The sequence below is a fragment of the Nocardia fusca NBRC 14340 genome (assembly GCF_001618425.1).
Classification (GTDB): Bacteria; Actinomycetota; Actinomycetes; order Mycobacteriales; family Mycobacteriaceae; genus Nocardia; species Nocardia fusca.
Genome location: NZ_BDCU01000076.1, coordinates 1 through 16,984, shown reverse-complemented (window position 1 = coordinate 16,984; position 16,984 = coordinate 1). Strand labels below are relative to the sequence as shown.

Annotated in this window: 2 protein-coding genes and 1 pseudogene; all 3 read right to left on the bottom strand. The window is 73.0% G+C overall.

Annotated features, from left to right (window positions below):
• A partial coding sequence (locus tag NF4_RS35675; protein WP_063131804.1) for a type I polyketide synthase occupies positions 1–6,364 on the bottom strand: 6,364 nt, incomplete at its 3' end.
• An 88-nt stretch (positions 6,365–6,452) separates the two neighbouring features.
• Positions 6,453–7,130: pseudogene (locus tag NF4_RS39710) on the bottom strand (beta-ketoacyl synthase N-terminal-like domain-containing protein); the annotation flags it as partial.
• A gap of 116 nt (positions 7,131–7,246) precedes the next feature.
• The coding region (locus NF4_RS35670) for an SDR family NAD(P)-dependent oxidoreductase (protein ID WP_063131803.1) at positions 7,247–16,984 on the bottom strand (9,738 nt) is incomplete at its 5' end.

Sequence of the window (16,984 nt, the reverse complement as noted above, 5' to 3'; positions counted from 1 at the left end):
CGAACAGGGCCGGCTGGGTCCACTCCGTCCGATCCAGCACACCCTCGGGATCGGTGAACATCACCTCCCGCAACGACCGACCCAACAGCGGATCGAACTCCGCACACACCTCGTCCAACGCCGCCGCGAACACCGGGAACACCGCAGCCAGTTCCCGGCCCATACCCACGCGCTGCGCACCCTGACCGGTGAACAGGAACGCCGTCTGCCCCGGCACCGGGCCCCCGGCCACCACACCCGGCCCGCCGGAGCCGGTGGCCAGCGCGGCCAGGCCCGCCAGCAGTTCGGCGCGGTCACCGCCGAGGACCACCGCACGCCGGTTCAGCACGGCCCGCGAGTCCAGCAGCGACCGTGCCACCGCCCACGGATCCGCATCCGGCGAATCCACCAGCCAGTCCCGCAACCGCTGCGCCTGTGCCCGCAGCGCCTCGTCGGATCTCGCGGAGATCCGCAGTGGCACCACGGGGATATCGAGTGCTCCCGCGCCCGCGGTGTCCGGACCGGCGCCCGCCCGCGCGCTCGGCGCGGCGGGGGCCTCCTCGATGATCACGTGCGCGTTGGTGCCGCTGATCCCGAAGGAGGACACCCCGGCCCGGCGTACCCGGCCGGCCGTCGCGGGCCAGTCCCGGGCCTCGGTGAGCACCTCCACCGACCCCGCCGACCAATCCACATGGGGCGACAGTTCGTCGACGTGCAGGGTCCGGGGCAGTTCCTCGTGCCGCAGGGCCTGCACCATCTTGATGATGCCGCCGACGCCCGCCGCGGCCTGGGTATGCCCGATATTCGATTTCAGCGACCCGATCCACAGCGGCTCGGACCGCTGTCGGCCGTAGGCGGTGAGCAGCGCCCGCGCCTCGATCGGATCACCGAGCGCGGTACCCGTACCGTGGGCCTCCACGACGTCCACGTCCACCGGCGCCAGTCCAGCGTCGGCGAGCGCGGCCGCGATGACCCGTTCCTGCGAGGGCCCGTTCGGTGCGGTCAGCCCGTTGCTGGCGCCGTCCTGGTTCACCGCCGACCCGCGCACCACCGCGAGGATGCGGTGGCCCGCGCGCTGGGCGTCGGACAGCCGTTCCAGCACCAGGACACCCGCGCCCTCGGCCCACGCGACCCCGTCGGCGGCGGCCGAGAACGATTTGCATCGCCCGTCGGCGGCCAGGCCCCGCTGCCGGGAGAAGTCCACGAACACCGAGGGTGTCGACATGACCGTCGCCCCGCCCACCAGCGCCAGCGTGCTCTCCCCGGCGCGCAGCGCGCGGCAGGCGGTGTGCAGTGCCACCAGCGACGAGGAACAGGCGGTGTCCATGGTCACCGCCGGACCCTCCAGGCCCAGGGCGTAGGACACCCGGCCCGACACCACACTGCCCGCCGCGCCCGTCGCGATGTAGCCCTCCATCTCGGGCCCCGCCCGGCGGGTCAGGGCGTCGTAGTCCTGGTACATCACGCCGGTGTAGACGCCGGTATCGCTGCCGCGCAGCGACGTCGGATCGATCCCTGCGTGTTCGATTGCCTCCCACGACACTTCGAGCAGCAATCGCTGCTGCGGGTCCATCGCCACCGCCTCGCGCGGGCCGATACCGAAGAAGCCGGCATCGAAATCGGCCGCGTCCAGCAGGAATCCGCCCTCGCGCACATAGGACGTGCCCGGGTGCGCCGGATCCGGGTCGAAGAGCCGCTCCAGATCCCAGCCGCGGTCGGTGGGGAACCCGGTGATCGCGTCCCGGCCGGACGCCACGAGATCCCAGAGCTGATCCGGGGTTTCGACACCGCCGGGATACCGGCAGGCCATGCCCACGATCGCGATGGGTTCGTCGGCGCGGTCCCGCCGCCGGGCCGGCCGGTCGGCCGTCGGTGTGGCGCCGGCGAGTTCGGCGCGCACGAAGCCGGCGATCGCCGCGGCGGTCGGATAGTCGAAGGCCAGGGTCGAGGGCAGGCGCAGTCCGGTCGCCCTGCCCAGCCGGTTGCGGAACTCGACCGCGCCCAGCGAATCGAAACCGAGTTCGCTGAAGGGCTTGTCGACCTCGATGAGCGCTCCCGCGGCGTAACCCAATACCGCCGCGACCTGGTCGCGCACGAAATCCAGGACGAGCGCGTCGTGTTTGTCGGCGGGGGCGGCGGCCAGCCGCCGCGGCAGGTCACCGCCGCCGCTGTCGGCCCGGCGCGAGCGCGGCACCAGTGACCGCACCAGGGCGGGCAGCAGTCCGGCCCGCACCTGCAGGGACAGGGCCGCCGTATCGAAATCGACCGCGCCGACGAAGGGCGTCCCGGCCGCGCCCGCCAGATCGAAGAACGCGAGCCCGTCGGCGTGGCGCAGCGAGCGCAGGCCCATCCGCGCCATCCGCTCGGTCGCGCCCCGGCCCAGGGTGGCGGTCATACCGCCGCTCTCCTCCCAGGGCCCCCAGGCCACCGAGACCGCGGCGAGTCCGGCATGGGCCCGCCGCTGCGCCAGCGCGTCCAGTACGGAGTTTGCCGCCGCGTAGTTGCCCTGGCCCGGCGAGCCCAGTACGGCCGCGATCGAGGAGAACAGCACGAAGGCCGACAGCTCGAGCTCGGCGGTGAGTTCGTGCAGGTGCAGGGCCGCGTCGACCTTCGGTGCGAGCACCGTATCGATCTGCTCCGGGGTGAGCGTGTCCAGGGTCGCGTCGGCCAGCACACCGGCCGCGTGCACCACGGCCGTCAGGGCCGGACCGGTGGCCGCGATCTCGTCGAGGACCGCCGCCACCGCGGATCGGTCGCTCACATCGCAGGCCCGTACCCGGACCCGCGCACCGTGCCCGGTCAATTCGGCGACGAGTTCGGCGGCGCCGTCGGCCGCTTCCCCGCGCCGGGACACCAGGACCAGGTCGCCGGCACCGTGCGCGACGACGAGATGGCGCGCCACCAGCGCACCCAGCCCACCGGTCCCGCCGGTGATCAGCACCGTTCCCGACCCGATATCGGTTCCCGGCCCCGGCACGTCGCGCCGGACCAGCCGGGGAACCAGCAGCGCACCCGCCCGGGCCGCGACCTGTTCTTCGTCGATGGCCAGCGCCGCGCCGACCAGTTCCGGTGTGATCTCGGTACCGGGCTCGACGTCGAGCAGCACGATCCGCCCGGGATTCTCGGATTGGGCACTGCGCAGCAGGCCCCGGATCGCCGCGGCCGAAAGCTCCGGGTTCTCCTCCGGCAGACCGGCTCCACCACGGGTGACGACGACCAACCGGGTCCCGTCCGCGGGCAGCCGTAGCCAGGTCCGGATCGCGGCGGCCACCTCGTGCACCCGGGCGCGTACCGCGGCTCCCGGGTCCGCCGGATCCGCCGGACCGTCCCCGGCGCACCACACCACCGCATCGGGCCCCGGTCGGTCTCCCGCACCGGGAGAGTTCGCGGATCCGGCCTCGATCAACGCGGACATATCCGGGTATACCGCGGTGAAACCGGTCGCCGCGGGCAGGCCGACGGCGGCCAGAACCGGGGTATCACCCGCACCCGGGATCGGCGATTCCGGCGTGCTCCAGCGCACCTCGTACAGCGGGCGCCCACCGGTCCGGACCCGGCCGAGTACGCGGCTGTTCACCGGGCGGGCCCGGAGCGCCTCGACGGTCAGTACCGGTGCGCCGTCGGCGTCGAATGCCTCCACCCGCAGCGTTTCCGCGCCGGTACGCCGGATCCGCACCCGGACCGCGCTCGCCCCGGTACGGAACAAGCGCACCCCGGCGAAGGAGAACGGCAGCGGTACCTCGTCCTGCGGCAGTTCGGCGATCCAGGCGTGCACACCGGCATGCAGGGCGGCATCGAGCAGCGCGGGATGGATACCGAATCGCGCGGCCTCGGTGTCGAGTTCGGCGGGCAGCATCACCTCGGCGAGGATGTCCTCGCCCGCCTGCCACAGGTGGCGCACCCCCTGGAACGCGGGCCCGTAGCCGAACCCGCGGACGGCCAGCTCGTCGTAGAGCGCGTCGCCCGGTGTCGACACGTCCGCGGGCCGGATCTCCGCACCGTCGGGGAGCCCGGTGTCGACCCGCACACCCGGTGCCAGGACGCCACGGGCGTGGGTGGTGCCGGATCCGCCGGTGGACCGATCCCCCGCGTTCCGCGAGGCCACCACGAAACGCCTCCGCCCGTCGGGATCCGGTGCCTCGACCCCCACCTGGATATCGACCTCGGCGCCGTCGTCCAACCGCAGGGGTGCCTCCAGCACCAGTTCGTCGATCAGCTCGGTGCCCAGCCGCGCCCCCGCCGCCAGTGCCAGTTCCACGAAACCGGTGCCGGGCAGCAGCACCGTGTCGAAGACCTGGTGGTCGACCACCCACGGCTGCGCCCCGGCCGAGAGCCGGCCGGTGAACAACCATTCGTCTTTTCCGGGCAGCGCCGTCACCGCGCCCAGCAGCGGGTGATCGGCGGAGCGCAGGCCGAGCCGGCTCACATCGCCGGCCTCGGCACCGGCCGGCAGCCAGTAGCGGGACCGTTGGAAGGCATAGCCGGGGAGCGGAACCCGGCGCGGCGACCGTCCGGCGTACAGCGGCGCCCAGCGCACCGCCGCACCGGCCGCGCAGACGGTGCCCAGGAACGTGGTGAACCAGGCGACCTCGTCCGTGCCGCGGCGGGCGGCGGCGGCCACCACAGCCCGCGCCTCGACTTCGGAGTCCACGGCCAGGCACTGCCGGGTCATCGCCGTGAGCACGGCATCCGGGCCGAGTTCGACGAATCGCCGGGTCCCGGTGGCCAGCAAGGTGTCGACCCCGGGGGCGAACCGGACGCCTTCCCGGACCTGCCGGACCCAGTACTCCGGCGTGGTGAGTTCCGTCTCCGCCACCGCACCGCTCACCTCGGAGACGATCGGAACGGACGGGGCGTGATAGGTCATCCGGGCGGCGACCGCGCGGAATTCGTCGAGCATCGGGTTCATCCGTGCCGAATGGAACGCGTGGCTCACCCGCAGCCGGCCGGTCTTGCGGCCGCGGCCGGCGAACAGCCGCTCGGCTTCCTCGACCGCGTCCTCGTCACCCGCGAGCACCACCGAATTCGGGCCGTTCACGGCGGCGATCGACAGGCGCTCGCCGTACCCGGCGAGGGACGCGGTGGCCTCGTCCTCGGACACCGCCACGGCCACCATGGCGCCGCCCGCGGGCAGCGCGCCCATCAGCCGGCCCCGCGCCGCCACCAGCGCACAGGCGTCCGGCAGCGACCACACCCCCGCCACGTACGCCGCCACCAGTTCACCGATCGAATGCCCCAGCAGGACATCCGGAGTCGGTCCGAACGAGGTCACCAGCCGGTACAGCGCGACCTCGAACGCGAACAGCGCGGGCTGGGTGAACTCCGTCCGATCCAGCACACCGTCCGGATCGGTGAACATCACCTCCCGCAACGACCGGCCCAACAGCGGATCGAACTCCGCACACACCTCGTCCAACGCGGCCGCGAACACCGGGAACACCGCAAACAGCTCCCGGCCCATACCCACGCGCTGCGCACCCTGACCGGTGAACAGGAACGCTGTGCGCCCGGCACCGCTCGTCCCGGCGACCACCCCGGCGGCCGCGGCGGTTTCGCCCTCGGCCAGTGCGTCCAGACCGGCCAGCAACTCCGCGTGGTCGCGGCCCACCACCACACCGCGGTGGTCCAGCAGCGCCCGGGACGTGGTCAGCGAGTACGCCACGTCCCACAGGTCGATGGCGGGGTCGGCGAGAAGGTGGTCCCGGAGTCGCCGGGCCTGGGCCCGCAGTCCCGGCTCGGATTTCGCCGAGACCACCCACGGCACGACATCCGAGGTGACAGTGGGCTCGGCCACCGGCGCGTCCGGATCGGGCCCGGCGTGATCCGCCGCGACCGGTTCGCCGGTGCTCTCCGGCGCCACGGTCGGCTCCGCGGCCGGTTCGGCCGGCGGTTCTTCGATGATCACATGCGTATTCGTGCCGCTGACCCCGAACGAGGAGACCCCGGCGCGGCGCACCCGCTCCCCCGCCGGCCACGGCTCCGCCTCGGTCAGCAACCGCACCGTGGACGGGTCCCACTCCACATGGGGTGTCGGCGCATCCACATGCAGGGTGCGCGGCAGAGTTTCGTGCCGCATGGCCTGCACCATCTTGATCACACCACCCACACCCGCCGCCGCCGAGGTATGACCGATATTCGACTTCAACGAACCCAACCGGAACGGACCACTCTCCCCCCGGGCCCCGTAGACATTGATCAACGCCCGCGCCTCGATCGGATCACCCAGCATCGTGCCCGTACCGTGCGCTTCCACCGCGTCCACATCCGCCGGTTCGAGTCCGGCGTTCTCCAGCGCGGCCCGGATGACCCGTTCCTGCGAGGGGCCGTTGGGCGCCGTGAGTCCCTTGCTCGCGCCGTCCTGGTTCACCGCGGTGCCGCGCACCACCGCCAGGACCGGTGTGCCCGAGCCGCCGCGCGTCCGACAACCGCTCCAGCACCAGCATCCCGAGACCCTCGGAAAAACCCGTACCATCCGCCCCCGCCGCAAACGCCTTACACCGCGCATCCACCGACAACGCCCGCTGCCGCGCAAACGCGATCAACAACGACGGATCCGACATCACCGTCACCCCACCCGCCAACGCCAACGACGTATCCCCCTGCCGCAACGCCTGACACGCCAGATGCAACGCCACCAACGACGACGAACACGCCGTATCCACCGACAGGGTCGGGCCCTTGAAACCGAAGGTGTAGGACACCCGGCCCGACAGCACACAGCTGGCCGCGCCCAGATAGGCGTGCCCTTCCGCTTCGGCCGTCAGCTCCGGCGAACCGACCCGCGGACCGTAGTACTGGTGGAAGACACCGGCGAAGAAACCGGTATCGCTGCCGCGCAACGACACCGGGTCGATGCCGGCGTCCTCCAGCGCCTCCCACGACGCCTCCAGCATCAGCCGCTGCTGCGGATCCATCACCGCGGCCTCGCGCGGGCCGATCCCGAAGAAACCGGCATCGAAATCCGGTGCCGAATACAGGAATCCGCCCTCCCTGGTGTAGATGGTGCCCGGCACCTCGGGGTCGGGATCGTAGAGACGCTCCAGGTCCCAGCCGCGATCGGCAGGCAGCGGGCCCACCGCGTCGGTTCCCGCGTCGACCAACTCCCACAGCTGTTGCGGGGTCCGGACCTCGCCGGGATAGCGGCAGCTCATCCCGACGATGGCGATGGGTTCCCGGGCCCGGTCCTCGAGCTCGCCGATGTGCTTGTTGGCTGCGCGCAGGTCCCCGGTCAGCTTCCGCAGATATCGGGTGAGCCGTTCCTCGTTGCTCATGCTCGGCCGAACTCCTCGTCGATCAGATCCAAAAGCTCGTCGCTCGAATGGGCGGCGAGGTCGTCGTATTCGTCGGCCGGCCACCTGCCGCCGAGATGGGACCGCAGTCGGTCCCCGATTCCCAGCAGGGCGGTCACCGTCGTCTCGTCGTCGCCGGCGGTGGCCAGCACCCGGTCGACGAGTTCGGTGAGCCGGGCGAGGTCCGCGTCCGGTACCGCGGTCTCGGCGGGCGGTGCCGCCGCGACCGCCGCGGCCAGCTGCTCGTGCAGGTATCCGGCCATATCGGCGAGCGTCGGGTAGTCGAAGACCAGGGTCGACGGCAACTGCAGCCCGGTCACCGCGGACAACCGGTTGCGGAAGTCCACGCCGCCGAGCGAATCGAAGCCTAGTTCGTCGAAGCCCTGCTCGGGCCGGATATCGGCGGCCGACGGATGCCCGAGGACCGCCGCGGCCTGTTCGAGCACCAGATCGGTGACGGCCTGCTCACGTTTGTCCTCCGGGATCCGGTCCAGCGCGAACACCCGCGTTCGCCGGCCGGCCTCCCGAGCCGGACTCCGGACGAATCCGCGCAGCGCGGTCGGCACCGTCTCCCCCTGTCCCACCCGGGCAAGTGCCTGCGCGTCGAAACGCAACGGCACCACCACCGGCGAGGCCTGCGGGTCCGCGCCGATCCCGGCGACGGTGTCGAACAGTCGCAGGCCGTCCGCGCGGCCGAGCGGGTGCACTCCGGCGCGGGCCAGCCGGGCGATACCGGCCTCGTCCAGGGTCCCGGCCATACCGCCGCTGTCCGCCCGCTCCCACAGCCCCCAATCGAGTGCGACCGCGGGCAACCCCTCGGCCCGGCGCCGTATCGCCAGGGCGTCCAGGAAGCTGTTGGCCGCCGCGTAGTTGCCCTGCCCCGCCGAGCCGAGCACACCGGCGACGGAGGAGAACAGGACGAACGCGGAAAGGTCCGCCTCCCGGGTGGCCTCGTGCAGGATCCAGGCCGCATCGGCCTTCGGGGCCAGGACGTGATCTGCCCGCTCGGCCGTCAATGTGGTGACGGTGGCGTCGTCGAGCGTGCCGGCCGCGTGGATCACGGCCGTCAGTGGTCGCTCGGCCGGGATCGTCGCGAGCAGCGCCCGCACCGCGCCACGATCGGCGACATCGCAGGCCGCGATGCGCGGCCGCGCGCCGAGCGCGACCAGGTCCGCGCCCAACTCCGCCGCGCCCGGCGCGTTCTCGCCGCCACGCGAGACCAGCAGCAGGTCCCGGACATCGTGTTCGGCGACCAGATGCCGGGCCAGCACCGCACCCAGACCGCCGGTGCCACCGGTGATCAGTACGGTGCCGGTACCGAACTCCGGCCGGACCGCGGCGGGCTCCCCGGCGGGCACCAGTCGCGGCGCCAGCACGGTGCCCGCGCGCACCGCGACCTCGTCCTCCCCGGAGGCGAGCACCCGCCGCACCACCTCGGCCGGGACGGGTTCGGCAGCGGCCGCGAGATCGAGCAGCACGATCTGCCCCGGGTATTCGGCCTGTGCGCTGCGGACCAGCCCGGCGGCCGCCGCGGCGGCGAGATCCGGGGACGCGCCGGGCAGTCCGGCCGCGTCACCGGTGATCACCACGAGCCGGGTGCCGGCCGCGGCGCCGCTGTTCAGCCATGCCTGCAGCGTCCGCAGGGCCGAATGGACCCGGTCGTGGGCCGCAGCGACGGTATCGCCGTTGCGCGCGACCGCGTCGGCGGCGACGGACCACAGCACCGCGGCGGGCCTTTCGCCCGCGTGGGTGACCAGTGTGTCGAGGTCCGGGAACCGGTCCGGCACACCGGACACCGGTACCGGTCCGAGCGCGGCGAGCGCGCCGGGCGACGGTTCGGCGGCCGGCGCCACCTCGGTCCACTCCAGCCGCAGGACCGCCGGGGCGCCGGTGGACGATGCGCGCAACCGGTCGACGTCATAGGTGCGCATCACGGCTTCGTCGATGGAGACCACCGGATTACCGGCGGCGTCCAGCGCCGCGAGGGCGATGGCGTCCGGACCCTTCGATACGGCCATCACCCGCAGCGGGCCGGGTCGCACCACCTCGTGGAATCGCGCACCCGCCCAGCGGAACAGCAACTTGCCGAGGTTCGGATCGCCGTCGAGTTCCGGCCACATCAGGCAGGCGAGGGCGGCGTGCCCGAGCCCGTCCAGCAGACCCGGGTGCACGGTGAAATCGTCCGGATCGACGCCGGGATCGAGCGCGACCTCCGAGAACACGGTGTCGCCACGCCGCCACGCGCGCTCGGTCCCACAGAACGAACGGCCGTACTCGAGCCCGGCCGCCGCCGCGATATGCGCCGGAATCCAGTCCGGATCCACGGGTTCGGCGTCGCGCGGTGGCCACGGTTCGGCGCGCAGGCGGTCCATCAGCGGTTCCGCCGCCGGACGTGCTCCGGCCAGGATGCCGCTGGCGTTGCGCACCCATTCGGCACCGTCGGCCCCGGCGACGCGGTAGTGGAACACGAAGTGGCGCCGGCCCGTCTCGTCGGCCTCGTCCACCAGCACCTGCAGATCGATCGCGCGGTCGTCCGGGGGCAGTACCGGCGCCTCCAGGGTCAGTTCGGCGACCCCGGAACAACCGAACCGCGGCCCCGCGACCAGCAGCAGTTCCAGCAGCGCGGTACTGGGCACGACCAGCACACCGTGGCTGACGTGATCGGCGAGCCACGGATGCGTGCGCACCGACAACCGGCCGGTGAGCAGCCATTCGTCCTTGCCGGCGAGCCGCACCACATCGGTCAGGACCGGATGGCCCGAGCCGCTCGCCGCGGTCTCGGCCGCCGGCCGCAACCAGAAGCGCTGATGCTGGAACGCGTAGGTGGGCAGCGGGACTCGCGCCACCGCACGCCCGGCGTACAGCGGCTGCCAGTCGACCCGCAGCCCGGCCACATGCGCCCGCGCCAGCGCGCCGACGAACTGGACCGGTTCGGCCGTCGCACGCCGTGCGCCGGCGATCACCACCGATTTCGCCGCCGCGCCGGGTATCTCGGCGAGACACTGCCGCGTCATCGCGGTGAGTACGGCGTCCGGTCCGATCTCCAGGAACCGCCGCACCCCGGCCGCGGCCAGCGCCTCGACTCCCGGTGCGAACCGGACGCATCTGCGGACCTGCGCCACCCAGTACTCCGGATCGGTCAGTTCGGTCCCGGCGACCGCGCCGGTGACGTTCGAGACGACCGGGATCTTCGGTGGATGATAGGTCAGTCCGGCGGCCACCGCCCGGAATTCGTCCAGCATCGGCTCCATCCGCGCCGAGTGGAACGCGTGACTCACCCGCAACCGGCTGCACTTGTGCCCCGCGGCGACCGCCCGGTGTTCCAGCTCGGCCACCGCGTCGGTATCGCCGGAGAACACCACCGAACCCGGTCCGTTGACCGCGGCGATCGACAGTCGGTCACCGTATCCGGCGACCAGCTCCGCGGCCTCCGCCGCACCGACCGCGACCGCTGTCATCGCCCCGCCCGCGGGCAGGGCCCCCATCAACCGGCCGCGGGCGGCCACCAGCCGACAGGCATCCGGCAGCGACCACACCCCGGCGGCGTAGGCGGCCGCCAGTTCCCCGATCGAATGACCGATCACCAGATCGGGTACCGGCCCGAACGATTCCAGCAGCCGCCACAGCGCCACCTCGAAGGCGAACAGCGCGGGCTGGGTGAACTCGGTCCGGTCCAGCTCCGCCGGATCGGCCGGGTCGAACACCAACTCCTTCAGCGAACGGCCCAACAGCGGATCGAATTCCGCGCAGACCTCGTCGAACGCGGTGGCGAACACCGGGAACGAGCGGTAGAGGTCCGCGCCCATCCCGGCGCGCTGGGCGCCCTGTCCGGTGAACAGGAAGGCGGTCCGGCCCGGGCCGACCACACCCTCGGCGACAGCCGCGGAATCGGCGCCCGCGGCCACACCGGTGAGGCCGGCGAGCAACTCCTCGCGGCCGGTGCCCACGATCGCGGCCCGCCACTCCAGTTGCGCCCGGGATTCGACCAGCGACGCGGCGATATCCCAGGCCGGGGCGGCGGGGTGGGCGACCCACCAGTCCCGCAGCCGCTGCGCCTGGGCCCGCAGACCCGCCGCGGACGAGGCCGAGACCAGCAGCGGCACCGGCGACTCCGGCGCCGCGCCGGCCGCCGGCGCCGGTCGTTCGGTCCGAGCCGCGGGCGCGGGCGCTTCTTCCAGAATGGCGTGGGCATTGGTGCCGCTCACACCGAAGGAGGAGACCCCGGCCCGGCGCACCCGCCCGCCGGCCGGCCACGGCTGCGCCTCGGTCAGCACCTGGACATCGCCGGAGGACCAGTCCACATGCGGGCTGGGCTCATCGGCGTGCAGGGTGCGCGGCAGCATCTCGTGGCGCATCGCCTGCACCATCTTGATCACCCCGCCCACCCCGGCCGCGGCGACGGTGTGGCCGATATTGGATTTCAGCGAACCGATCCGCAGCGGCCGGTCGGCGCGGTCCCCGCCGTAGGCGGCGATCAGCGCCTGCGCCTCGATCGGATCACCCAGCGTCGTCCCCGTACCGTGCGCCTCCACCGCATCCACATCCGCCGGCGACAACCCCGCATCCGCCAACGCCGCCGCGATCACCCGCTCCTGCGACGGACCGTTCGGCGCCGTCAAACCATTACTCGCCCCGTCCTGATTCACCGCCGTCCCGCGGACCACGGCCAGGATGTCGTGCCCGTTGCGGCGCGCGTCGGAGAGGCGCTCCAGCACCAGCACACCGACGCCCTCCGCGAAGGCCACCCCGTCGGCGTCGGCGGAGAACGCCTTGCACCGCCCGTCCGGGGAGAGCCCACGCTGCCGGGCGAAATCGACGTAGAGATACGGACTGGCCGCCACGGTCACACCGCTGGCGAGCACCAGTGAACTCTCCCCGCGGCGCAGCGCCTGGCAACCCAGATGCAAGGCGACCAGCGAGGACGAACACGCGGTATCGACGGTCATCGCCGGGCCCTCCAGCCCGAACACGTACGCGACTCGGCCGGAGATCACACTGCTGGTGGTGCCGGTGAGCCGGTAACCCTCCAGGTCACCGACCACTCGATCGATATAGCCCGAATAGCCCGCGCCCGCGAACACCCCGGCATCGCTGCCGCGCAGCGACGCCGGATCGATACCCGCGTCCTCCAGGGCTTCCCACGACACCTCGAGCAGCAGGCGCTGCTGCGGGTCCATCGCCGAGGCCTCCCGCGGACCGATCCCGAAGAAGCCGGGATCGAAATCGCCCGCGTCGTAGAGAAAGCCGCCACGCCGGGTGTACACGGTGCCGGGCTTGTCGGCGTCCTCGTCGAACAACCGCTCCAGGTCCCATCCGCGATCGGCCGGGAAGTCACCCGTCGCGTCCCGGCCCGAAGCCACCAGATCCCACAGGCCCGCCGGGGAATCGGCACCGCCCGGGAACCGGCACGCCATCCCCACGATCGCGATCGGCTCGTCCACCCGCGCCCGCCGCACGACCTTCTTCACCGGGGTGCCCGCCGTCGGCGCCACCCGGGCCAGCACCAGCTTCGCCACCGCCACCGGCGTCGGATGATCGAAGACGAGGGTCGAGGGCAAGGTCAGCCCGGACGCCTTGCTCAGCCGGTTCCGGAATTCGACCGCGCCCAGCGAATCCAGGCCGATTTCGTCGAAACGCTGATCGGGGCGGATATCGTTGCCCGAGTCGTGGCCGAGCACCGCCGCCACCTGCTCGCGGACCACCTCGAGCACCAGATCCGCGCGCTGGGCCTCGCCGGCTTCCGCGAGCGCGGCGCCCAGTGAGCCCGCCGCGTGGGCGACCGCGCCGTCCCCCGGCGCGCGCACCGGCCGCGCCGACGGGCGCACCAGACCGCGCAGCACCACGGGCACCGCGCCGGGGTCGGATTCGCGGCGCACCGCGGCCGGATCGAAACGCAGCGGGACCGCCCGGGCCTCGGCACCGGCCAGCGCGGCGTCGAAGAGCCGCCGGCCCTCGGCTCCGGTCAGCGGGCTCAGACCCAGCCGGTTCCACCGAGCCACCGCGACCCGGTCCAGCCCGCCGGTCATCCCACTGCCCTGGTCCCACGGCCCCCAGGCCAGCGAGACCGCCGGCGCCCCGGACGCCCGACGCCGCTGCGCGAGCGCGTCCAGGAAACTGTTGGCGGCCGCGTAATTACCCTGACCGGCCGACCCCAGGATCGCGGCCACCGAGGAGAACAGCACGAATGCCGCGATATCGCGGTCGCGCGTCAGCTCGTCCAGCCACCAGGCGCCGTCCACCTTGGGCGCGGCCACCCGATCCACCTGCTCGGCGGTCAGTGAGGTGATGGTCGCGTCCTCGAGCACACCGGCGGTGTGCACCACCGCCAGCGGCCTGTCCGCGTCGATACCGTCCAGCAGGGCCCGTACCGCGTCCCGGTCCGCGATATCGCAGGCGGCGACCCGCACGTCGGCACCGGCCGCCGCCAGTTCGGCGACCAGTTCCGCGGCGCCCGGCGCGGCGAGGCCCCGCCGGGAGGTCAGCACCAGCCGGCGCACCCCGTATTCGGCCACCACGTGCCGGGCGAACAGGGCACCCAGCCCACCGGTGCCGCCGGTGATCAGTACCGTCGCGTCCGCCGGCAGCGACCCCGCACCGCGGCCGGCGGACGTGGCGGCCCGGACCAGGCGCGGTACCAGCGTTTCCGCGCCACGGACCGCGACCTGGGGTTCACCGGACCGCAGGACCGCCGCGAGGCGGTCACCGTCCACCGGCCGGTCCGGTTCCGCGTCGACGAGCACGAACCGCCCGGGGTTCTCCGACTGGGCGACACCGGCCAGGCCCCGCACCGCGGCGGCGCGCGGGTCCGGGATCTCGCCCGGCAGACCCGCACCCCCGGTGGTCACCACGATCAGACGCGTCCCGGCGAGACGCTCCTCCGCGAGGAAGGACCGGAATGTGGCCAACGCGTCGCGCACCCCGGCCCGGACCTCCACCGGCGCACCGGCCGCCGCCGGGGCGGGCCGCCAGACGAGCACATCCGGTGCCCGGTCGGCCGCGGCCGCCGCGGCGGGTGTCTCGTAACCGGTGCCGATCCCCGGTATGCCGCCGTTCCCGAGTACCGCGGGTGACCAGGTGAGCTCTTCGTTCCCGGCCGGACCGGCCGGCTCCCACCGCACCTGATGGAGGTTGGCGGCGGCACCGGGCAGGGTGCTGCGGAACTCGTCGACGTCGTACGGGCGCATCACCACCGCGTCCACGGAGACGACCGGATTGCCCGCCGGATCGACGGTCGCCACCGCGATGGTCTCCGGCCCGGTCGCGACCGCCATCACCCGCAGGGTGGTCACCTCCGCCCGGCGGCCGGTCTCCGTGCCGTGGAACCGCGCGCCGCCCCAGCGGAACAGCAGCCGGCCGGTGCCGGGGTCGCCGTCACCGTCACCACAGAGCAGCCGGGAGAACCCCGCGTGCATCACCATGTCCAGCAGGGCGGGATGCAGCGTATGGCGGCCGGCCTCCGGCGCCGCCGCGGTATCCAGCTCGATCTCGGAGAACACGGTATCGCCGCGCTGCCAGGCCGCCCGCACGCCGAGGAACGCCGGACCGTATTGCAGGCCGGTGTCCTTGGCGATCAGCGCCGGAAGCCCCGCACTGTCCAGCGGTTCGGCATCCACCGGAGGCCACGGCTCGTCCCGCAACCGCGCGGGAAGCTCCGCTTCGCCGGACCCCGGACCGGCCAGCGCGCCGGTCGCGTTGTGCACCCATTCGGTCGCGCCGGCAACGCGGAAGTAGAACTCGAACGGGCGGCGGCCCTGTTCGTCGGCCGCCTGCACCAGCACCTGCAACTCGATCTCGTCGTCACCGGTGGGCAGGATCGGCGCCTGCAGGGTGAGTTCCTCGACCGTGCCGCACCCGATCCGGGCGCCCGCGACCAGCAGCATCTCGATCAGGGTCGCACTCGGCAGGACCACCACGCCGTAGGTCGTGTGATCGGCCACCCACGGATGGGTGCGTAGCGAGAAACGCCCGGTGAACAGCCATTCGTCGGACCCGGCGAGGCCGACCACCCCGGTGAGGATCGGATGCTCGAGCGACGACACCCCGGTGTCGCCACCGGTGTCCAGCCAGAAGCGGCGCCGCTGGAAGGCATAGGTCGGCAGGCCGATCCGGCGCACCGCGCGACCGGCGAACCAGACCCGCCAATCCACCGGCACACCGGCGATATGGATCTGCGCCAGCGCGGTGACGAACTGCGCGGCCTCGGCGCCCTCCGGCGTAGCGGCTCCGGACGCGACCGGCCGGCGCGCGGTCGCGGCCACCGCGGCGGCCGCGTCGGCCTCCGGGTGCTGCGCCAGGCACCGCCGCGTCGCGGCGGCCAGTACCGCGTCCGGTCCCACCTCGACGAAACGCCGGACGCCGGCGCCGACCGCGGCGTCCACGCCGGGGGCGAACCGGACACAACCGCGGACCTGCCGCACCCAGTGCTCCGGATCGGTCAGGGTGTCCTGGTCGATCGCACCGGAAACGTTCGACACCACGGTCCGTTGCGGCCGCGCGTAGGAGATACCGGCGGCCACCGCCCGGAACTCGGCGAGCATGGGATCCATACGCGCGGAATGGAACGCGTGGCTCACCCGCAGCCGGTTGGTCTTCACCCCTTGCGCGGCCAGCCGGACCTCGATCTCGGCGACGGCGTCCTCGTCACCGGAAAGCACGGTCGAGGCCGGATCGTTGACCGCGGCGACCGAGAGTCGGCCCGGGAACTCGGCCGCCAGTTCCTGTGCCACAGGCTCCGGTACCGCCACGGCCAGCATCGCACCGCCCACCGGCAGCGCCCCCATCAACCGGCCACGCGCGGCCACCAGCGTGCACGCGTCGGGCAGGGACCAGACCCCTGCCGCATAGGCCGCCGCCAGCTCCCCGATGGAATGGCCGATCAGCACATCCGGTGTGACGCCGAACGATTCCAGGAGTCGCAGTACGGCCACTTCGAACGCGAACAGCGCCGGTTGGGTGAACTCGGTACGGTCCAGCACCCCGTCGGCATCGGTGAACATCACCTCCCGCAACGACCGGCCCAGCAGCGGATCGAATTGCGCGCACACCTCGTCCAGCGCCGTCGCGAACGCCGGGAAAGCCTGGTACAGTCCCGCGCCCATCCCCACCCGCTGCGCGCCCTGACCCGTGAACAGGAACGCGGTCCGGCCCGAGCCCGCGCGTCCCGCGAGCGCTCCGGGCGCCTCCGCCGCCACCTCGGCCAGACCGGCGAGCAGTGCGCCGCGATCGGTGGCCGGTACCACGGCACGGCATTCGAGCAGCGCCCGCGAGGTCACCAGCGAGTAGGAGATATCGTGCAGGTCGGCCTCCGGTTCGCCGATCAGCCACTGCCGCAGCCGGTCCGCCTGACCGCGCAGCGCCTCCTCGGACCTTGCCGACAGGACGAACGGAACGAGGTCCGTCGCGACGGCCGGTTCAGTCGGTGCGGTTGCGGCGGCCGGGGCGGTTGCGCCGGGCGCGGCGGCCGGAGTGGTTGCGCCGGGCGCGGCGGCCGGAGTGGTTGCGCCGGGCGTGAAGACCGGTTCGGCCGGTGCCTCTTCGATGATCACATGCGTATTCGTGCCACTGACCCCGAACGACGAGACCCCCGCCCGGCGCACCCGCTCCCCCGCCGGCCACGGCTCCGCCTCGGTCAGCAACCGCACCCTATCCGGGTCCCACTCCACATGCGGTGACGGCGCATCCACATGCAGCGTCTTCGGCAACACCCCGTGCCGCAT